Raw genomic sequence first — 18902 nt, forward strand, 5'->3', positions numbered from 1 at the left:
CATCCGACGAGGAGGCCTGACATGAGACGACTGGCAGCGGTAGTGACGGTGGTGGCGTTTTGGGCGGGGCCGGCGCTCGCGGAGGAGGAGCCGCAGCAGACCCAGGTGAAGGTCATCCAGGAGGAGGACAAGGTCGTCGTTCGCAAGAAGACGACGATCGACTTCACCGACATGGCGGTGGAAGGCGAGCTCACCAAGCCGGAGGGCTCGTACGTTCTCAACCGGAAGAAGACGGACTTCCAGAGCCTCATCCGGGTCCGCGACAACTTCAACCCCGAGCTGCAGAAGTCGGTGGACAACCTCTAATGGGCGGCGTGGGCATGAGGGATGGAAGGGAGGAGGAAAGATCCTCTATGGCGGCGGGGAAGAAGAACGCATTGACGCTGCGGATCACCGGGCCGGATGGTTCCGTGCACGAGGCCGTGTCCGAGGCCGAGAGCGTCATCGTCGGATCAGGCGCTCAGGCGGCGGTGAAGCTGTTGGACCCGCGGGTCTCGAACCTTCACGTGATGTTGAAGGTCGAGTCCACCGGTTCGGTGACGGCCATCGATCTGGGCAGTGAGAATGGCACGCAGGTGGGCGGTCAGCGGGTGGTGGGACCGAGGACGCTCTCGCCGGGTGACGTGCTGATGCTGGGCAGCTCTCGGGTGGAGGTGCTCTTCGGGAGCTCGGAGCTGCCTCCACCGCCCGCGGGCGCGCAGGTGGAGAGTGGGGCAGCGCTGCAGGGCTCGATGCTGCACCCTCGAGCACCAGAGCCAGTGTCGCGCGCACCGGAAGCGGGCAACCGGGTGGTGCCACCGGGCCTGCGCAACCGGGCAGCCCCCGAGCAGCCGGTGCGAAACACCTCGGCTCCGGCGGCTCAGAAGGCGCGGTCGCTCGTGGCGGCGCACATTCGCGAGCCGCTGCCTCCCGAGGCGCTGCCCACCAAGGACGCGAAGGTCCTCCAGGTGCAGCTGCTCTGGGGCGATCAGATGATGTCGGTGCAGCATTTCCGGGACGGAGTGCCGGTCACCATCGGCGAGGCGAAGAAGAACTTCTTCCACGTCTTCGAGTCCGAGGTGGGCGCGCGTCACGTGCTGGCGGTGGGGCGCGGCGAGCTGTACGAGCTGCGCGTCCCCGAGTCCGCGGGCGTCATCGTCACTCACAACGGTGATGTGCGGACCAAGGACAGCCTGCGCGCCGAGGGCAAGCTGACGGCCTCGGGCAAGGAGCACGCGTACACACTCGGCCTGCATGACCGAGCGGAGGTGTCGCTGGGCACGCTCACCTTCGTGGTGCGCTACGTGAAGCCGTCGCCAGCCGTGCCGGTGAACACGCTGGGTGATGCGGACTTCACCTGGTTCAAGGTCGCCGGCATCAGCTTCGTGGCGGCGGGTGCGTTCCTGGCGGCCATGCTGCTCACGCCGCGCTCCGAGGCCCCCTCGGGCGACGACATCTTCGCCAGCCAGCAGCGGGTGGCGAAGTTCCTGGTGCAGCCGGCGAAGCAGATCGACACCAAACGGCTGGACCTGAAGGGCGTGGAGGAAGGCGCCAAGGCCAAGGGCGAGGAAGGCAAGTTCGGCAAGGAGGAGGCGAAGAAGGCGGAGGCCGATCCCTCCAAGCCGGGAACCAACATCGTCAACAAGAACAAGCGTGAGCAGGACCGCAAGGTGGTGGGCCGGGTGGGCCTGCTGGGCGCGATGAAGAACCTGAAGGGGGGCGCCTCGGATGTCTTTGGTCCGGGCGGTCTGGGCACGGGCATCAACAACGCGCTGGGCGGCCTCAAGAGCGGTGCGGGTCTCGGGGATGCGCAGGGCGTGGGTGGACTCGGCTCGCGTGGTGGGGGCACGGGCGGTGGCGGTACCGCGCTGGGCCTCGGTGGCCTGGGCACCAAGGGCAATGGCCGGGGCGCGGGTGACAACGGCGGCATCGACCTGGCGGGCCGTGGGAAGACGGTGACGAAGATCGTCCCCGGAAAGACCACGGTGATTGGCGGCCTCGACAAGGACGTGATCGCCAAGATCATCCGGAGCCACCAGAACGAGATCAAGTACTGCTACGAGACCGAGCTCAACAAGAACCCGAGCCTCGCGGGCAAGGTGGCGGTGGCCTTCACGATCGATCCGGCGGGAGCCGTGTCGGAGGCGAACGTGACGGAGACCACGCTGAACAGCTCGGCCGCGGAGAACTGCATGCTCTCGCGCATCCGCCGCTGGAAGTTCCCCGAGCCGAAGGGTGGCGGTGTGGTGGCGGTGACGTACCCGTGGCTCTTCTCGCCCGCGGGTGAATAGCCGCTCGCGTCTCCATCCAAGCGTAACGAAAACCCCTCTCCCCGTTGGGGAGAGGGCAGGGTGATGAGGGTCGTCCCGCTATGAAGAAGTCGCTGCTGGCCGCCGTGCTCGCGATGCTGCCCACTACCGCTCTGGCGGCCACCCCGCCGGAAGGTGTCCCGTTGGAGGTCCGCCGTGGCTTCTTCACCGAGGCCGACATCGGGATGTTCTTCACGCTGGGCGGGGAGAACATCTACTCGAACGCGCAGACGTACCTGCAGCTCGGCGTGGGGTACGACCTGACGGACAAGGTCTCGCTGGGTGTGCACTTCGGGTTGGGCTCGTCGGCGGCGAACTGCTTCGCCGGATATCTGCCGGGCACGAACGTGTGCAGCATGTCCGACAACTTCACGGTGGCGTTCGCCGACGTGACGGCGGCGTACATGGTGCCGCTGGCGGAGCGCCTCTACCTGATGCCGAAGGTGGCGGCGGGCCTGTCGCGGTTGGATCCGGCGCCAGTGGGCAGCGCGGATCCAGGAGCGGCCCTGACGGCGCCGAACGCGGGGCTGGGCATTGGCATCGAGTACGCGACGCCGATGGACCACTTCTCGGTGGGGGCGGACTTCCTGGCCCGCTACCTCATCGGGCCCAACATCCCCACCTTCGCCTTCTTCCCGCGGGTGAAATACACGTTCTGAGCCCGACGGGTTCGGAACCTCCGTCGAGGCACTGAAAGCCTCCCGGGCCGGTCAACCGGAGCAAACCCCGTTCGTGCTGAGATGGTCCGCCACCCGCCACGGCAGCACGGTGGTCGGCGCGCCCAGGTTCGCGAGCGAGTGCTGGAGCGTCCGGACCATGGTCTCCTCCCCATCGCCAGGGATCGTCCCCGGCTCGTGCCACCAGTGGGCGTAGGGAAGGAAGTGCCGGGCGCGGACCCGCTGGCAGACCTCGGCCACCCCGGTAGGCCCGAGCGTCAGGAGTTGGTTCTTGAGGGAGCGGAACCGGCGCATCTGCTCCGGCGGCAGGCTCAGCCAGTAGGTCCCGGTCGCGGTGATGTATTCCGGAGCAAAGGGCGCGAACTCGCGCAGGTTGCTCAGCACGAAGTCGACGGGGCCGAAGCGCTCGAGCACCTCGTCCGCCACGCCGGCCATGGTGCCGCGCACGTCGTTGCCGCTGTCGACCAGGACCCAGGAGGTGGTTCCCATCGAGCGGAACAGGTAGGTGTTTCCCCAGTTCCGGAGCTCGGGGTGCCGGGGCGGGCCGTCCCGGAGCGGCTGCTCGCCATAGAACGGCAGCACGGCGATCTCGATGTCCCCCACGCGCACCGGCTCGGAGAACCACTCCAGCTCGCGCACGTCCGTGAAACCACAGCTCCGCAGCCGGTTGGCCATGTGGTCGCAGATCATGCTGGCCCGTGGGACCCGGGGGACGATGAGGGTCGTCTCCGGCGGGAACATCATCAGCGTGGCCAGGTTGAAGTGGTCTTCGTGCCAGTGCGAGATGACGATCGCGTCGACCAGCCCCTCCACGTCCGAGCGCAGGAGGGGGTGTCGCGCCGAGGGGGCCATGCTCGAGTGGAACTGCGGATCGATCAGGACGCCGGAGGACTGGCTCCGGTGGAGCAGGGACGCGTGCTGGAGCCGGTGGAGCCCGGGCTTGGAGAAGCGTGGGTTCGGGATCTCCCGAGCGGCCTGGAGGAAGCCGTCCTCCAGGAGGCTGTCGAACAGCTCGACGAGCTCCTCGTCGATGGACTGGCGTATCTCGTCCGCGCTCATCCGGCCGCACGCGCATCGCCAGAGCAGGCCGGCGATGGCCGGCAGGAGTGTGTCCTCCCCCGGATCGAAGCGGATGACGCGCCGGGTCGCCGTGTTGGCGATCTGCACCTCGACCACGCGGTTCTCGGCCGGAAACATCAGCTCGTCCCGGAGACGGAAGTCCTGGCCGTCCGGCCCGGCCGTGAAGAACGACGTGGCCTCGGCGTGCTTCCCTGTCACCTCGGAGAGGACCTGAGCGAACGGCTTGCCGTCGACGATGGCCTGCGCGGCTTGCAGGACCATGGGGCTCCACTGTTTGCAAAGCGTGTCCATCCACGTCTTCACGCTCACACTGGTCTCGGGATGGAGTCCGATCCTCTCCTTGTCCATGCGCATCTCCTGGAAGGAGTAGAAACCACAGCCCGGCCATGTGCGTCCACAGCGTGGATCCGGGACGCGTCCGTTCAACCAGCCAGGGAGGTGGGGCGGGCGGGTTCCATCTGGGCGCGCACGAGCCGGGCGTAATGCCCCTGGAGCGCGAGGAGCTCCTCGTGCCTTCCCATCTCCACCACCTGCCCGGCCTCCATTACCAGGATGACGTCCGCGCTCCGGACCGTGCTCAGCCGGTGGGCGATGATGACGCGGGTGCAATGCAGCGAGGCCAGCGCCTGATGCACGTGACTCTCGGTGATGGCATCCAGGGCGCTGGTGGCCTCGTCGAGCAGCAGCACCGCGGGCTCATGTGCCAGGGCCCTCGCCAGGGCCATCCGCTGGCGCTGGCCTCCGGAGAGCATCAACCCCTGGTCGCCCATGGGCGTGTCGTACTGGAGGGGCATGGCCATGATGTCGTCGTGGATCTGAGCCAGCCGGCTCGCCTCCATCACCCGCTCCAAGGGGAGGTCCGGTCTTCCCAGTGCGATGGCCTCCCGGAGGGTGCTCCCGAAGAAGGAGGGGTTCTGCGGAACGACGCCCATCTGGCCTCGCACGGATTGCAGATCCAACTCCCCCAGGTCCACGCCGTCGTAGCTCACCCGTCCGGAGGTGGGCAGGTACAGCCCCAGCAGCAGGTTGGCCAGCGTGCTCTTGCCCGCGCCGGAGCGGCCCACGAGGGCCACGAGCTGTCCCGGCTGGATGCGGACGGACACGTCCCGCACCACCAGGGGCGAGTCGGAACCGAAACGGAAGGAGACGTTCTCCAGCTCGATGGCTCCCTGGAGCCTCACTTCCTTGCCCGGGCGATCCATGGGGCGCTCGGGCGTGGCGTCCAGCACGTCGTTGAGGCGCTCCAGGTAGCTGCCCAGCAGTTGGAGGTTGCCGGCGGTCCCCACGAGGCTGGAGAGCGGGACGAGCAACGCGCTGGCCATCGCGTTGAGGGCGAGCATCTCCCCCAGCGTCAGCTTGCCTTGCATCACCTGGTAGGCGCCCATGGCCAGGAGCACCAGGGGCGAGGCCAGCTTCACCATGCTCGTCAGCGAGTCCACCCACAGCGTCATCCGCCCGCGCGCCAGCCCCACGTTGAGCACGTTCACGAAGAGGCTGGCGTAGTCCTGGACCACCCGTTGCTCCGCCCCGAACGCCTTCAGGGTCTGCATCCCCGTCAGCATGGCGATGCTGTAGCTCTGGTTCTTGGCGTCCAGCTCCAGGTTCTGCGACAGCAGATGGCGCCGCTGCCATGCGGAGAACAGGAGCACCAGCACCTGGACTCCGCACAGTGCCAGCACCACCAGCCCCATCCACGCGTTGGTGAACAGCAGCAGCACCAGGTAGAAGAGCACCAGCGTGCCGTCCAGCAGGGTGGAGATGGCCGAGGTGGAGAGCGTCTCGCGCACCGTGGCCTGCATGCTCATTCGCGTCAGCAGGTCGCCCGCCGGGCGGAGCTGGAAGAAGGAGTAGGGCAGGCGCACCAGGTGCTCCAGGAAGCCCAGCGTCATCGACGCGTCGAGCCGGGTGCGCAGCTCCAGCAGCAGGTGGCCGCGGATGAGCGAGGCCAGGAACTGGAAGACCGCCAGCGAGGCCAGCGCCACCGACAGCACCACCAGCAGGTGGTAGTCCCCTCGCGGTACCACCCGGTCCACCACCATCCCCGTGACGAGGGGCACCGCCAGCGAGAAGAGCTGCAGCGCCGCGGACGTCACCACGATGCGGCCCAGGGTGTCCGACTGACGCACCAGCGGCAGCAGGTAGCGGAAGGCGCCGCTGCGGCGCGAGGTGAGGTGGTGGAAGTCCTCGGTCGGCTCGAACAGCAGCGCCACGCCGGTGAAGCTCTTGCGGAACTGCTCCAGGGATACCTGACGCCGCCCCTGGCCCGGGTCCACAAGGTGGACGCAGTCGGGCCCCAGCCGCTCGAACACCACGTAGTGGTTGAAGTTCCAGTGGAGGATGCTGGCCGGCGGCAGGTAGGGCAGCGCATCCATATCGAGGGACACGCCCTGACCCCGCAGCCCCAGCTTGCGCCCCGCCGCCAGCAACGTCTGGGCCGTGGTGCCGTCGCGGGTCGTGCCCGCCAGCTCGCGCACCTGCTCCAGGCTCAGCTCCCGGCCGTGGTAACCCAGCACCATCGCCAGACACGCGGGGCCACAGTCCGTCATCGAGAGCTGACGCACGTCGGGGACGCGGTGCCGCCGCTGCGCGCGCTCCTGCAACGAGCGCAGCACCGGGAAGCGGTCGAGCAGTCCCTGCTTCGGTTCATCCGCCATGGGAGAAGAGCCCCTTCAGGCCGGGAATCAGCGTCATCAGGATGGACTCGGTTCGCACCCGAGCCTCCACCCGCGCGGGCATGCCATCGAAGTAGTCCAGCGTCCGCCCGTTCTCCTCGAAGGAGGACGGCAGGCGTGCCTTCACCAGCACGATGGGCCCCTGCACCTCCACCGCGTCCGCCAGCTCCGGCCCCAGGTAGCGCTTGAGCTCGCCAGGGCCGATGACCTGATCTCCCACGGACTCGATGACCAGCTCGCTCCAGGCATAGCGGAAGCCGTTCAGCTCCACCCGGAGGGACATGCCGGGCCGCAGCAGCGGCCGGTAAGAGCCGGGGAGGAAGGCCTGCAACATCACCGGGGTCTGCTCGGAAGCCAGGGACAGCGCACGCGTGCCGGGGGTCAGGTACTGGCCCGGCTGGATGCGCACGTCCCCGACGAGGCCCGCGAAGGGCGCTCGGAGGCTGCGCGCCTCCAGGCGGGTTCGCGCCAGCTCGCGCTCGGCCCTCAGCGAGGTCAACGCCTGCCGCGCCGCCACATCCGAGGGGTCCCTCAGGTAGCGCACCAGGTGCGACTCGAACTCGGATTGGAGGCGGGTCAGCGCGCTGCGTTCCTCCTCGGCCTGGAACGACACCAGCAGCGCCCCCTCCCGCACGCGCTGGCCGGGCTGCACATGCACCTGGGCCACCATGCTGGCCATGGGGACCGTCAGGTCCGTGCGGCCCTCCAACCGCACCAGCGCTGGGCCCGAGGCGTACTCGGAGATGGTGCCCACGACGCCCAGGACGAACGCCTCCGCGAGCACCGCCACCAGCAGCCAGTAGGCCCACACCGTCCAGGCCGGGGACAGACGCAGGACGTCTCCCTTGGGCGGCTGTACGCCGCGCTGGTGGTGCTCCAGGGCCTCCTTGCGGAAGAGCGAAGGTTTGTCGCTCTGGCCGGACGCTGGTTCAGTGCTCATCGCTCTTCCGCTTCGACATCATCCCGTTTCCATCCGGCGTCGCGTCCGAGGACACCTCGACCCGCGCCACCGTCCCCGTGGGCAGCGGATGCGACGGGTCGGCCGTCTCCAGGCGAGCCATGGCGAAGACCATCCGGGAGGCCACGTCCACCTCGGGCGCCACGTGGGACACCCGGCCGGAGAGCACTGCGCCGCCCTCCTGCACGCGCACGCGCACGGGCAGCTCCACCCTCACCGCCGAGGCCTCCTCCTGGGGCACGGCGAAGCGCACCTGCTGCGGCCCCTCCCGGAGCAGGTGGAGCACGGCCTGTCCCGGTCTCACCAGCGCCCCCGGGTTCAGGGCGCGGCTGGCCACCAGCCCATCGAAGGGGGCGCGCAGGGAGGACTCGGCCAGGCGTTGCTGGAGCTGCACCACCCGGGCCTCCCGCTCCGTCACCCGCGCCCGGGCGCCCTCGTGCTTCGCCGCCGCCATGCGCTGCTCGTACTGGGCCCGGATCAGCTCCTCCTGGGAGAGCGCCCCCACGCTGAGCTGCTTCGGATCCTCGCGCCGCCGCAGCCGATCCTCCGCTTCGGCCAGCGCCAGCTCTGCGATCCGCAACTCGGCGCGCGCGGACTGCAGCTCCGCCTCCGCCATCGCCCGCTCCTGCTGCAGCGCCCGCATCTCCAGCGTGGCCAACACTTCGCCCCGGCGAACGTGATCCCCCACCTGCACCCGGACTTCTTCCAGCCGCCCCTCGATGCTGGGGGCGAGGTCCAGCGCCTCCTCCGAGATGATCACGCCCAGGAACCCCGCGGAGGGGGCTTGCGCGGCGGGAGCCTCCACACGGGCCGGGGCCGGCGGCGGCGCAGACGTCGGCTCGGGAGCGGCGCGCAGCCGCAGCGCCCCCAGCACGCCCAGGGTGGCCAGCAGCACCCCGCCCACTCCGCTCATGATTGCCCGGGTTTCCATCGACGCGAGTATAGGAGTATAAGCCGGCGCTCTCGATTCTGGTTCGGTGTTGCCGGGGTGCCTGGCCGCAAGCTCCTTCGGCGACCCCCGGCTGGACCCGCGCCGCGTGACCCATCGAGGATTCGGAAGCATGACCTGGAAGGCCATCGTTGGCGAGGAGAAGCGGGAGCAGCTCCAGACGCTCCTGCGCGCGTATGCGTCCGGCCCCATCTCCGTCCACCCCGTCCCCTCGCTCTCCAGCGGGTTCGCGGGGGCCGCGCTCTTCTGGGGGTCGCTCGCCCTGGAGCTGGACGATGCGCCTTCGCTCTCCCGGTGTGAGGAGGCCCTGGAACGGGCCATGGACTCCATGGCCTCCATTCCCAGCAACGCCTGTCTCCACCAAGGCGTGACGGGAGTCGCCTGGCTCCTCCACCACTTCCACCGGCGTGGGCTCGTGGAGTGCCCGGACGAGACGACCTCCGAGCTCGAGCTGTTGCTCTTGGAGCGTCTCCGGCACCAGCGGTTTCCCGTCTATGGCCTCTTCGACGGACTGGTGGGCCTTGGCGTCTATGGGCTCGAGCGGCTCCCGTCCGCGTGGGCCCGGGAGTTCCTGGGCGAGGTCGTGCGGCAACTGGCCGCTCTGGCCATCGAGACGGGACAGGGCACGACGTGGCGGGACCTGTTCGGGTCGCCGGAGGCCGAACGTCCCCAACCCCGGGCTGACTCCTACAACCTCCGGTTGACGCACGGCGTGCCGGGAGTGGTCTCGGTGCTCGCCCGGTGCGCCGCCGCGGGAATCCACCGTGAGCAAGCCTCTCACCTGGCGCGCTTGGGCGCCGACTGGGTCCTCGCGCAGCGGCAGGAGGGGCGTTTCCCCTCGCTCTTCATCCCGGGCGGACCGCCCACCCAACATTGGGATGGCTGGGGCTCTGGAAGCGCGGGGGTGGGGATTGCTCTGCTGTCCGCGGGCCGCGCGCTGGGTGACACACGGCTCGAGCAGGAGGCGCTCTCCATCCTCCTCGACGTCGCGGCGCGGCCGGAGCCCGAGGCGGACCTCGAGGACGCGGGCATCTGGTTTGGCTCGGCGGGGCTCGCGCACATCTTCAATCGCGCGTTCCAGGCCACGGGGGAACCTTGCTTGTACGAGGCGGCCCTCTCCTGGCTGCAGCGCACGGTCCGGTTCGCCAGGCACTCGGCGGAGGGGAGCTTCTGGATGCACACCTCTTCGCGATCCGACCACTTCCTCTCGGGTGGGCTGGGGACCGCGCTCGTGCTGCTCACGGCCAGTTCCTCCAACGAGCCGACGTGGGATCGCATCTTGATGACGGACGTGCAGGGGAGCGACCCCCGGGCTTGAGCGCCTGGCGCTCCGTACGGGCAGGGGCGGACCTTCTCCGCGCGAGGTGCGGCTGGGTGTCGCGGAGAAGGCCCTGGGCACTACCTCGCGCCGGCCGAGATCCTCAGCGGCGCGAATGAATGAAACCGCGTTCCGGGAAGGCCCGGTTCGCGCTCAGCAAATGTCGGTACAGGTGGTCCAGCAGGTGCAGGTACCGCCGTCGCTCTGGTTGCACGACGCCACGATCGTGGCGTCGGGGTTGCACAGCGCGCAGCACGTCGGATTCCCGCAGACACTGCCGGTAATTCCGCCCGCGACCTTCTCGAGATCGGAGTTCTCGAGAACGCGCATGGTCTCCTTGTGGAGCGCCAGCTTCTTGGTCTGAATCTTGGCCATGATTCCCTCCCAAATCAGCGTTGATGTGATGGTTGGTGACTCAACTGCCGTAGCCAATGTACCTTGGCAACACATCGAGTCAATACAGCAAAACAGGGTTCTCCCGCATCGCGGGTGAACTGGAGTGAGGACGAGAGCACGTGAGCTGGAGTGTACTTGTCGAGGGGGAGTTGCGGCGTGAGGTGGAGTCCGTCCTGCGCGGCTTTGCCTCGGGACGCCACACATTTGTCGGACCTACGCTCGCCTCGGGAACCGCGGGCGCTGCCCTCCTATGGGGCTCACTTGCCCTGGAGCTGGGTGACGAGACCGCACAGGCGCGCTGCGAGGAGGCACTCGCGCATACCTTCGATGCGCTCAGCGCTGCTCCGAGCGATTTCTCCCTGTACCAGGGTCTGTCCGGGACCGGCTGGGTGCTCCTGCACCTCCATCAGCGCGGGCTCCTCGAGCCGCAGGACGAATCGCTGGAGCAGATCGAGCCACTGCTCATGGAGCACTCCAAGCGCTCCTCGCTCTACTACGATCTCATTTTCGGCTACGTGGGCCTCGGGGTCTATGGACTCGAGCGGCTTCCCTCTCCCTGGGCGCGTGAGTTCCTGAGCATGCTCGTGGGCCATTTCGCGCGCCTGGCGATCGAGACGGAGCAGGGCGCGACCTGGCACAGCCATCCCGAGACGATCGGCGAGTTCCGTGATCTCTTCCCCGAAGGCACCTACAACGTGGGACTGGCCCACGGTGTGCCGGGAGTGGTCTCCCTGCTCGCCCGGTGCGCCGCGGCGGGGATCCGTCCCGAGGAGTCGGAGCGCTGGGCCCGCGCCGGCATCCGGTGGTTGCTCGCGCAGCGCATGGGGGATCGGTTCCCGTCGCGGTGGTATCACAACCGCCCCCCCGACAAGGCCCGGGACGCGTGGTGTTATGGCAATCCAGGTGTGGGAATCGCACTGCTCTCGGCGGCGCATGCCCTGGGGGATGCGCAGCTGGAGCGCGAGGCGATCTCCATCCTGCTCGATACGGCAACACCCGGCCGGGAGACGGGGGTGGTCGATGCCAGCCTGTGCCACGGCTCCGCGGGGCTCGTGCACATCTTCAACCGTGCGTACCAGGCCACCGGGGATACGCGGCTGAAGGAGGCCGCGATCGATTGGCTCCGGCGGACACTCAGGCTCGTCAAGCGCGACGGCGACGAGGTCTTCTTCGACGCGGTGACCTTTCCGCGGGACGAGAAGGGACATCGCAAGCGCGAGATCGTGCGGGACGATGGAATTCTCACGGGAGGGGCGGGCGTGGCACTGGCGCTGCTCTCCACCATCTCCCCGAGTGAGCCCACCTGGGATCGCTTCTTGATGACAGATGTGCCGGCGGCCCACCGCGCGCTGGCCGGAGGCGCATGATGCGAGTGTCGCGTGCAGTGCCAACCCACCGCGCCTCCGGGTTCTTCCTGCTGCGTACACCCTTGCGCCCCATCACCGACCTCCTGGACTGGGGGGGACTGGATGTCAGGAGCGCGAGCGCTCCGGCGGGGGCGCTCGGGGACGCGATCTCCAGTGACGTGCGTGCGCTCCGCGAGCGCTTCCGGATGGTGGTGGAGCGCCCCTCGTTCCGTGACGCCATCTTCACCGCCTCGCCGAGTCTCGCCGAAACCCAGCCGTACTGGGACAAGGCGCCGGATTCGGAGCGTGGCAAGAAGTTCGAGCACGCCGCCATCCGTTACTTCGCGCGAATGTCGGGCCGGTGCACGCCCTTCGGACTCTTCGCGGGGTGCTCTCTGGGGTCCGTGGGTGACGGCGGCACGCGCCTGGAGCTCGCTCCTGCCTCCTCGTACCGGCGCTTCTCCCGCTTCGATGTGGACTACCTCGAGACGCTCGTCCAGACCCTGCGGGGCCGCGTGGCCGAGCCCTCGCGCAAGCTTCGCGTCAACTCGAGTCTCTACACGACGGACACGGACCATCGGTATGTCGAGGTTCGCGTCAAGGACTCGGCGCGTGTCCACCACTTCGTGCGCGTGACCCGGACGCCGTACCTGGATGAAGTCCTCGCACGGGCCCGTCACGGCGCGACCGCCGCGGCCCTGGCCGAGGCGCTGGTGGCGTCGGATCCCGAGATCCAGCAGGCGGAGGCGCTCGACTTCATCGCGGAGCTGGAGCACTCCCAGCTCCTGACCTCGGAGCTCGAGCTGCTGGTGACAGGGGGAGACGCGGCCCGGGAGCTGCACCGGGTTCTTCGTGCCCTCCCCGGACAGCAGTCTCTGGCCGAGCTCCTGGGGGGCGCCATCGCCGACCTGGAAGACGTGGATCGCCGCGAGCTGGGCAGCGGAGGCGAGGTCTTGCGGCGGCTCGAGCAGCGGCTGGAGAAGGCGCCCGTGCCGTTGCGCCGCAACAATCTGCTGCATGTCGAGCTGCACAAGCCCGGCAACCTCCGCCTCTCCTCCGAGGTCACCCAGCGCATCCTGGCGGACGTGAGTGCCCTCTCGCGCCTGGCGCGATCGGCGTCACGCGGGGGGTTGAAGGAGTTCCGCGAGGCCTTCGAGAAGCGCTTCGAGACGAGGCTCGTGCCTCTGGCCCTGGCGCTCGACGAAGAGAGCGGCGTGGGCTTCGGGAAGGCCGATGCCGATCAGGCGGAGATGAAGGGCGCCGCCGTGCTCGCGGGCTTGCGATTCGGGGGGGCCAAATCGCGTGCGCGTGAAGCCGAGGACTTCCCGTCCGCTCTCCTGCTCGCGAAGCTCCAGGAAATCTACAGCAGTGGCTTGACCGAGCTCACCCTGAGTGACAGCGACCTCGATCAGTTCGGGCACAATCCGCAAGAGCTCCCCGATGCTTTCGCCCTCTCGGGTTCGCTGCTCGCCGCGTCGCCGGAGGCACTCGACCGGGGAGAGTTCAAGTTCTTCCTCGACAACTTCCTGCCCAACTCTGGCTGCTCCATCCTCGGGCGGTTCGCCTCGGGCAATGATGAGCTGCGGCAGCAGATGGTGGAGCACATCCGTGCAGAGGAGTCCCTGCGGCCGGATGTCGTTTTTGCGGAGATCGTCCACCAGCCCGACGGGCGAGTGGGCAACATCATCGCCCGCCCCGTGCTGCGGCAGTACGAGATTCCGTATCTCGGCCGGTCGGGCGCTGGCGAGGCCGCGGAGATCCCCCTGGACGACCTGTGGGTGACGGTCCGTGACGGGGAGCGCGTGGTCTTGTGGTCGAAGCAGCTCAACCGCGAGGTGGTGCCCCGGTTGGCCACGGCGCACAACACCCCGTTGTCGACGTTGGGAATCTACCGGTTCCTGGCCGCGCTGCAGTACCAGGACATGCTCTCGATCCGGTGGTCCTGGGGCCCGCTGGACACCGCGCCCTTCCTCCCGCGCGTGACGTACCGGAACATCATCCTCGCCTGGGCACGCTGGCGCGTCGATGGCCAGGAGTTGCGCCGCTGGTGCGAGGCTCCCTCGCTGGCCGAGCAGTTCGCGGCGGTGCAGGCCTACCGGGCCCGTGCGCGGCTGCCACGCTGGGTGTGCCTCGTCGAGAGCGACAACGTCCTGCCCGTCGATCTCGACAACGTGTTGAGCGTGGAGAGCATGCTCCAGGTGGTGGGGCGCCAGCAGGTGGTGCTCCTGGAGGAGTACGGGCTGCTGGAGAGCGCGCCCTGCACCCAGGGCCCGGAGGGCCCATTCGTCCACGAGCTCGTCCTGCCGTTCGTCCGCCAGGAGCCGCGCAAGACGAAGCGCTTCTCCCTGGGCGGCGATCGCGGCCACGAGCGCGAGCGTTCCTTCGCGCCCGGCTCGGAGTGGACCTACCTGAAGCTCTACTCCGGGGCCCACACCCGCGACGCCCTCGTGTCCGACCTGATCACCGCCTTCTCGCGCAAGGCCGCCGAGGCCTCGGTGCGCTGGTTTTTCATCCGCTACGCCGACCCTCAGCACCACCTGCGGCTGCGGTTCGCCACGAAGGACACGCGCCTGCGGGCCGCGCTGACGGACGAAGTCCATGCGCTCACCCGGCGGTTCTTCGGTGACTATGGCGTCTACCGCGTCGAGCACGACACCTACGAGCGCGAGACCGAGCGTTACGGAGGGCCGGATGGTGTCGAGCTCGCCGAGGCGTTGTTCCACCACGACAGCGTGGCCGTCGCCTCGAGCGTCCAGCTCCTGCGTTCCTCCGAGGTCGCGGAGCGTTGGCCCTATGTGCTCTGGGGCATGCACCAGGTGCTCGAGGCGTCGGGGCTGGACCTCGACGCACGTGTGCGCCTGCTGACGGACATGCGCGCCGACTACACCCGGCGGCTCCGACTCGAAGCGGCTTTCGAGCACGCACTGGGCAAGCGGTTCCGGACCTACCGGCCGCGGCTCGAGAAGCTGCTCGCTGGCCAGGTGGCCGCCTTGCAAGAGGGCCCCGCGCACGAGGGCATCTGGAAGACGTACGGCGCCGCGTCGAGGCCTCTCTTTGGAGAGCTGCGGACGCGTGGGGCCGCCGGTTCACTGAACAGGCCTTTTGCCTCGCTCCTGCCGAGCTTCCTCCACATGCACGCCAACCGCATGCTGCCCGCCGCGGCCAATCAGTACGAGGTCGTCATCTACGACTTCCTCCTCCGCCTCTATGACTCGGCCCGGGCCAGGGCGAAGAAGGGTGGTGGGTAGAAGAAGGCCCCGGACTCGGACGGACCGACCTGACAGGAGCCGGTCGGGTTAGGATTCGGGGATGCTCACGCTCCGCGCCGCGCTCTGCTGCAGTGTCCTGTTGGGGGTGCTGTCCTCCGGCTGTGCCAGCTCGTCCGCCACGATGCGCCAGGGGGCTGCGGGCGGGGAGGCGGGAGCGCCCGCGACCGAAGCCGCCGCGCAGACACCTGACGCCCCCGTGGAGACGCCGGCGCGGGAGCCCTCGGGCTATGGCTACACGCCGGAGGACCCCATCAAGGTCGGCGGAGGGCCCGCGGGCGAGCATGAGTACCTGCAGTACCTGCGCGGTCCCGAGGGGCAGCAGCTGAGCTTCGAGCGGCTCGGCAGTTGCTGCGGCTTCGAGGACCCCTCCCTGCCCCTTGGCGGCGGCATGCTCGATATGTACGAGGTGACGTACGAGGGCCTGAAGAAGCCGGTGACGCTCTACCTCGACATGTACCGTCGCCAGGAGCCGCGCGCGCCCACTGGCTTCCGCCTCGACTGAGGCGATGGGTGTTCCGCAGTCGGGTAGGGGGTCCCACTCCATCGCGGCACTCCGTCAACGCAACGATTGGCGCTTACGGAAATCGGGAGAGCTCGACCCGCTTCATGGGATAGCGCTCGTGCAACGGCGCGAGCACCTGTTCGACGAGCCCGTGCACGTACGGGACGAGCCGGTGGTTGCGAAACACCGGAACCTTGTTGGCACGGATTCCGGTTCCGCCGGAAATCGGCGCGCTGCTCAGCACGAGCGCTGGACCCTCCTGGCTCGCCGCGCCGAGGGGGTCGACCCGGCCGAACAGGCCCTGCCTTCACGTTCGACGAGGGACCGCGCCGAGTGCAGGCGCTCCTTTTCGGCTCCAGCACGAGCTTCGGGCCGAACTGGATGGTCGAGGTTCACGGCATCTCCACGGTGGGTGACCCCGAGGCCTTCGCCCCGGCGCTGCTGGAGATGTTGGCCTCGCGGCGGACGAACCCGGCCATCCTGCAGCGCCAGCTACAGGAGCGCGCGCGGTCGGCCGCGCAGCACCAGGCCACCATGGCGATGCTCGACCAGGGTGCTGCCACCCTCCGAGCGAACCATCAGCAGAACATGGCGACGTTGCAGGGCATGGCAGCGAGCCACCAGGCGCGCATGGCGTCTCTCCACGAGAGCCATGACGCGCACAATGCGGCCTGGCAGCGCCAGCAGACGGCGCAGGATGCGGCGCACCACGCGCAGATGCACACCTCCGATGACGCGCACCGCCGCTTCCTCAACGTCATCGCCGAGGAGCGCACCGTGATGGACGGCGAGGGCAACACCTACCAGGTGGCCGACGGCTACGACCGCTACTTCCGCCGCCGCTCCGACGGCGCCTGGATCGGTACCCGCGACCACCGCGACCTGCGTGGGATCCCTGGGGTGAACCCCGAAGACTACGACGAGGTGAAGATCAAGGTGTAGCCAGGACCGATGCCGATTCTTGGGATGGAAGCCGGGATAGACCCTCTTTCAGGGTGGAGCCTGAATCCCTCGGGCCCATTGCCTCGAAGGTCCCATGAATCCCAGAGTCACGGTTTCGGTGCTGGCCTCTCTTGTCCTGTTCGGATGTGGAGACGTTGCAGTTCAAGAGGCGGCGGAGCCCGGTGCACTGAGTACGCTTTCCCAGGCGGTCTCGGTGAACACCAACGCCGGCTTCCTGGTGGTCTACAACGTGAACTACGAGAACCTGCCGACCGCCAGCGAGCAGTGCGCGGGGGACTGGCAGGACCTCATCTATTACATGAAGACCCAGGCGTACTCGCCGGATGTCTTTATTGTCCATCAGATGAGCGGAGCCGCCCAGGCCGCCGAGCTCGCGAAGTACATGCAGGACAACCTGCCCGGGTTGTATGACTACGTCATTGCCGAGGCGAACCCGGAGGCCATGAACAGCCCCTGCGGTCCGGCGAAGGACTATCAGACCAACGCGATCATCTATCGCACGGGCCGCCTGCAGCCCATCTCCGGAACCAAGGCGACGTGGCAGGTCTACAAGGGCGCGAATGGCTCGTGCGTGCCCAACCATCAGGCGCGCACCATCAGCGTGCGGATGGCCTTCACGGACCTCATCACCAACAAGAAGGTCGTCCTCGGCTCGTCACACTGGCCCACCGCGCAGGAGGGCCCGAGCTCGGACAGCGGGTGTGCCGAGAAGAACATCCAGCTCACGGACACGAAGATGCGGGAGATCAGCGGCGCCAACCTGAGCATCTGGGGCGTCGACTCCAACGAGGGTGACTACGCCAACGGCGGCTACAAGGACTGGTACAAGCAGGCGAACTCCCAGGTTCCCAGCACGACCGACTACAGCTGGAACGATCCCATTTACGAGGCCTGCGGGGGAAGCCGGAGCTGCCTCGACGACAACTGGACGGGTGGGGCGGGCGGCCGCATCGACTACCTCTTCTTCAACGCGGCGGCGACCTCGTCGTACGGCAAGACGAGCACCTACAACGAGGGGGATGCCGCCGACCTGCAGTTCACCGGGTCCGACCGGGAGGATCTCAACTACTCCGGCCACCGCGCCGTCAGCGCTCGAATCCACTACTAGCGGAAGGGGGCGCCGCGAGCCACCGGGCGAGGCTCCCCAATCCCACAGCGGCCGTGAGGTAGAGCAGGGGCAAGCCAGCCCGTACCGCCTGCACCCTCGGGGATCCACTGGACGGGAGGATGATCCGGTTCACCGCTCGCAGCGCAGCGCCACCGCGTGAGGGTTGTCGATGTAGTCCTGCCAGAACGCTCGGCCGAACTTCGAAATCCCCTCGGGCGAGCACTCGGGGCGCGTCCAGGTGAGGGTGTGGAAGCCTGCTTCGCGCAGCGCTCGCTCGTACGTGTCCCGGCCCCAGTAGGAGAAGTGGATGGTGAAGGGGCTCTTCGTGAGCAGCTCCGCGGAGATCGCCTGTCCTTCACGAGGGGCCTCCGGGAAGTCCAACATGGTTATTCCATAGCGGGTGCTGTTGGGGCCCTTCGCGCTGAACTCGGGGTTGAAGGAATAGGTGACGAAGCTGCCTCCCGGCTTCACGTGGGCATGGATGTTCCGGCACATCTGAAGCAGGTGCTCAGGCGAGCTCGCATAGTGCAGCAGGTAGATGGCCGTCACGACGTCGAACGAGCCCAGCGGGGGCATGTTGGCCACGTCGGAGACGTGGTAGTCGATGCCCAGCGGTTGTGCCTCTTCGTACTCTCGGGCACCGCGAATCATCTCCTCCGAGATATCCACCCCCACCACTCGCGTGGCGCCTCGCGTCTTGAGCTGCCGCGTGTACAGCCCGTCACCACAGGCCAGGTCGAGGACGTTCTTTCCCTCCACGGGGCCGAGCGCCTTGAAGAAGGTATGCCCCTCGATGTACTCCGAGCGCACTGGCAGCACGTCCCAGTCCGCGACTTTGTTTCCAATCTGATCGTATTGTGCCGACATGTCCCACTTCCTTTCCTGGCCGTTCACGAGCAGGGCTGCACTGCACCGTGAGGGATGCTCCGTGAGCCGACCCGTTGCGAGCAAGCCCTGGCTTGCAGCCGGGGTCGCCGTGCTGCTGATGGCTGGTTGCGCCACGACCCGAGCGCAGCCGCTCTCCGCCGGAGCGGAGCAGCGCCCGGCGAGCTTCATCAACAAGGTCTGGAAGGTCGATGCCTCTCCCACCATTCAGAAGGGGCAGCTGTACGTGTTCCTCTCGGAGGGGACGTTGGTGATCGCAGCCGGAAACGGCACTCCGTCTCTGGGCACGTGGCGCTACCAGAAGGGGGCGCTCACGATGGTGGAGGAGTCCATCGCATACCCGGTGGACATCTTGGAGTTGACCGCGGACACCTTCAGAATCCGCGTGAACAACCCGGGTGAGCCCGTGGAGATGACGCTCATCCCCGCGGACGGAGTTCCCCTGGCCGAGTGAGGGCGAGCTGACACCGGGTGAGCGGGTGGCCGGACAG

17 protein-coding genes are annotated in these 18902 nt (G+C 68.1%); 10 read left to right on the forward strand and 7 right to left on the reverse strand.

Annotation, left to right across the window (positions count from 1 at the left end; all coding sequences use genetic code 11):
* Positions 1–21: 21 nt before the first annotated feature.
* The 3 genes from OV287_RS25265 (at position 22) to cglE (ending at position 2947) form a co-directional block, all read left to right on the forward strand.
* Positions 22–306 (forward strand): hypothetical protein, encoded by a 285-nt coding sequence (locus OV287_RS25265; RefSeq protein WP_267536596.1) that lies wholly within the window; start codon positions 22–24, stop codon positions 304–306.
* 47 nt (positions 307–353) lie between these two features.
* Positions 354–2270 (forward strand): AgmX/PglI C-terminal domain-containing protein, encoded by a 1917-nt coding sequence (locus tag OV287_RS25270; RefSeq protein WP_267536597.1) that lies wholly within the window; start codon positions 354–356, stop codon positions 2268–2270.
* Between the two features lie 80 nt (positions 2271–2350).
* On the forward strand, positions 2351–2947 hold the full coding sequence (cglE, locus tag OV287_RS25275) for an adventurous gliding motility protein CglE (RefSeq protein ID WP_267536598.1): 597 nt from the start codon (positions 2351–2353) through the stop codon (positions 2945–2947).
* 51 nt (positions 2948–2998) lie between these two features.
* Here cglE and OV287_RS25280 read toward each other — a convergent pair whose 3' ends face one another.
* The 4 genes from OV287_RS25280 to OV287_RS25295 form a co-directional block, all read right to left on the reverse strand.
* Positions 2999–4393: an MBL fold metallo-hydrolase gene (locus OV287_RS25280; RefSeq protein ID WP_267536599.1), complete on the reverse strand. Its 1395-nt coding sequence runs from the start codon at positions 4391–4393 to the stop codon at positions 2999–3001.
* 74 nt (positions 4394–4467) lie between these two features.
* Positions 4468–6699 carry a peptidase domain-containing ABC transporter gene (locus OV287_RS25285; RefSeq protein ID WP_267536600.1) on the reverse strand — a complete coding sequence of 744 codons (2232 nt, stop codon included), beginning with the start codon at positions 6697–6699 and terminating at the stop codon, positions 4468–4470.
* Entirely contained in the window at positions 6689–7657 is a 969-nt protein-coding gene (locus OV287_RS25290; protein WP_267536601.1) for an efflux RND transporter periplasmic adaptor subunit, read from the reverse strand. Before OV287_RS25290 ends, OV287_RS25285 begins: the two co-directional genes overlap by 11 nt.
* On the reverse strand, positions 7647–8588 hold the full coding sequence (locus OV287_RS25295) for an efflux RND transporter periplasmic adaptor subunit (RefSeq protein WP_267536602.1): 942 nt from the start codon (positions 8586–8588) through the stop codon (positions 7647–7649). The genes OV287_RS25290 and OV287_RS25295 overlap by 11 nt, the downstream gene beginning before the upstream one ends.
* Before the next feature lie 148 nt (positions 8589–8736).
* Here OV287_RS25295 and OV287_RS25300 point away from each other — a divergent pair, with 148 nt between their 5' ends.
* Positions 8737–9942 (forward strand): lanthionine synthetase C family protein, encoded by a 1206-nt coding sequence (locus OV287_RS25300; RefSeq protein WP_267536603.1) that lies wholly within the window; start codon positions 8737–8739, stop codon positions 9940–9942.
* A 153-nt stretch (positions 9943–10095) separates the two neighbouring features.
* On the opposite strand, the gene OV287_RS25305 is transcribed toward OV287_RS25300, so the two are convergent.
* Complete coding sequence (locus tag OV287_RS25305) at positions 10096–10317, reverse strand: hypothetical protein (RefSeq protein ID WP_267536604.1); 222 nt, start codon at positions 10315–10317, stop codon at positions 10096–10098.
* A 140-nt stretch (positions 10318–10457) separates the two neighbouring features.
* On the opposite strand from OV287_RS25305, the gene OV287_RS25310 reads away from it, so the two are divergent.
* The 3 genes from OV287_RS25310 to OV287_RS25320 all read left to right on the forward strand — a co-directional run bounded on the left by OV287_RS25310 (position 10458) and on the right by OV287_RS25320 (position 15455).
* On the forward strand, positions 10458–11705 hold the full coding sequence (locus OV287_RS25310) for a lanthionine synthetase C family protein (RefSeq protein WP_267536605.1): 1248 nt from the start codon (positions 10458–10460) through the stop codon (positions 11703–11705).
* Positions 11702–14932 carry a lantibiotic dehydratase gene (locus OV287_RS25315; protein WP_267536606.1) on the forward strand — a complete coding sequence of 1077 codons (3231 nt, stop codon included), beginning with the start codon at positions 11702–11704 and terminating at the stop codon, positions 14930–14932. The genes OV287_RS25310 and OV287_RS25315 overlap by 4 nt, the downstream gene beginning before the upstream one ends.
* A 61-nt stretch (positions 14933–14993) precedes the next feature.
* Positions 14994–15455 (forward strand): hypothetical protein, encoded by a 462-nt coding sequence (locus OV287_RS25320; RefSeq protein WP_267536607.1) that lies wholly within the window; start codon positions 14994–14996, stop codon positions 15453–15455.
* A gap of 73 nt (positions 15456–15528) precedes the next feature.
* Here OV287_RS25320 and OV287_RS25325 read toward each other — a convergent pair whose 3' ends face one another.
* Entirely contained in the window at positions 15529–15699 is a 171-nt protein-coding gene (locus OV287_RS25325) for a hypothetical protein (RefSeq protein WP_267536608.1), read from the reverse strand.
* An 89-nt stretch (positions 15700–15788) separates the two neighbouring features.
* Here OV287_RS25325 and OV287_RS25330 point away from each other — a divergent pair, with 89 nt between their 5' ends.
* On the forward strand, positions 15789–16397 hold the full coding sequence (locus OV287_RS25330) for a hypothetical protein (RefSeq protein WP_267536609.1): 609 nt from the start codon (positions 15789–15791) through the stop codon (positions 16395–16397).
* 214 nt (positions 16398–16611) lie between these two features.
* A complete protein-coding gene (locus tag OV287_RS25335) occupies positions 16612–17526 on the forward strand; it encodes a hypothetical protein (protein ID WP_267536610.1) in 915 nt (304 codons plus the stop codon).
* Between the two features lie 129 nt (positions 17527–17655).
* On the opposite strand, the gene OV287_RS25340 is transcribed toward OV287_RS25335, so the two are convergent.
* The gene (locus OV287_RS25340; protein WP_267536611.1) at positions 17656–18393 is read right to left on the reverse strand and encodes a class I SAM-dependent methyltransferase; all 738 of its coding nucleotides are present in this window, start codon (positions 18391–18393) and stop codon (positions 17656–17658) included.
* 61 nt (positions 18394–18454) lie between these two features.
* On the opposite strand from OV287_RS25340, the gene OV287_RS25345 reads away from it, so the two are divergent.
* Entirely contained in the window at positions 18455–18865 is a 411-nt protein-coding gene (locus tag OV287_RS25345; protein WP_267536612.1) for a hypothetical protein, read from the forward strand.
* Positions 18866–18902: the final 37 nt, after the last annotated feature.

The organism is Archangium lansingense (assembly GCF_026626635.1).
Lineage (GTDB): Bacteria > Myxococcota > Myxococcia > Myxococcales > Myxococcaceae > Archangium > Archangium lansingense.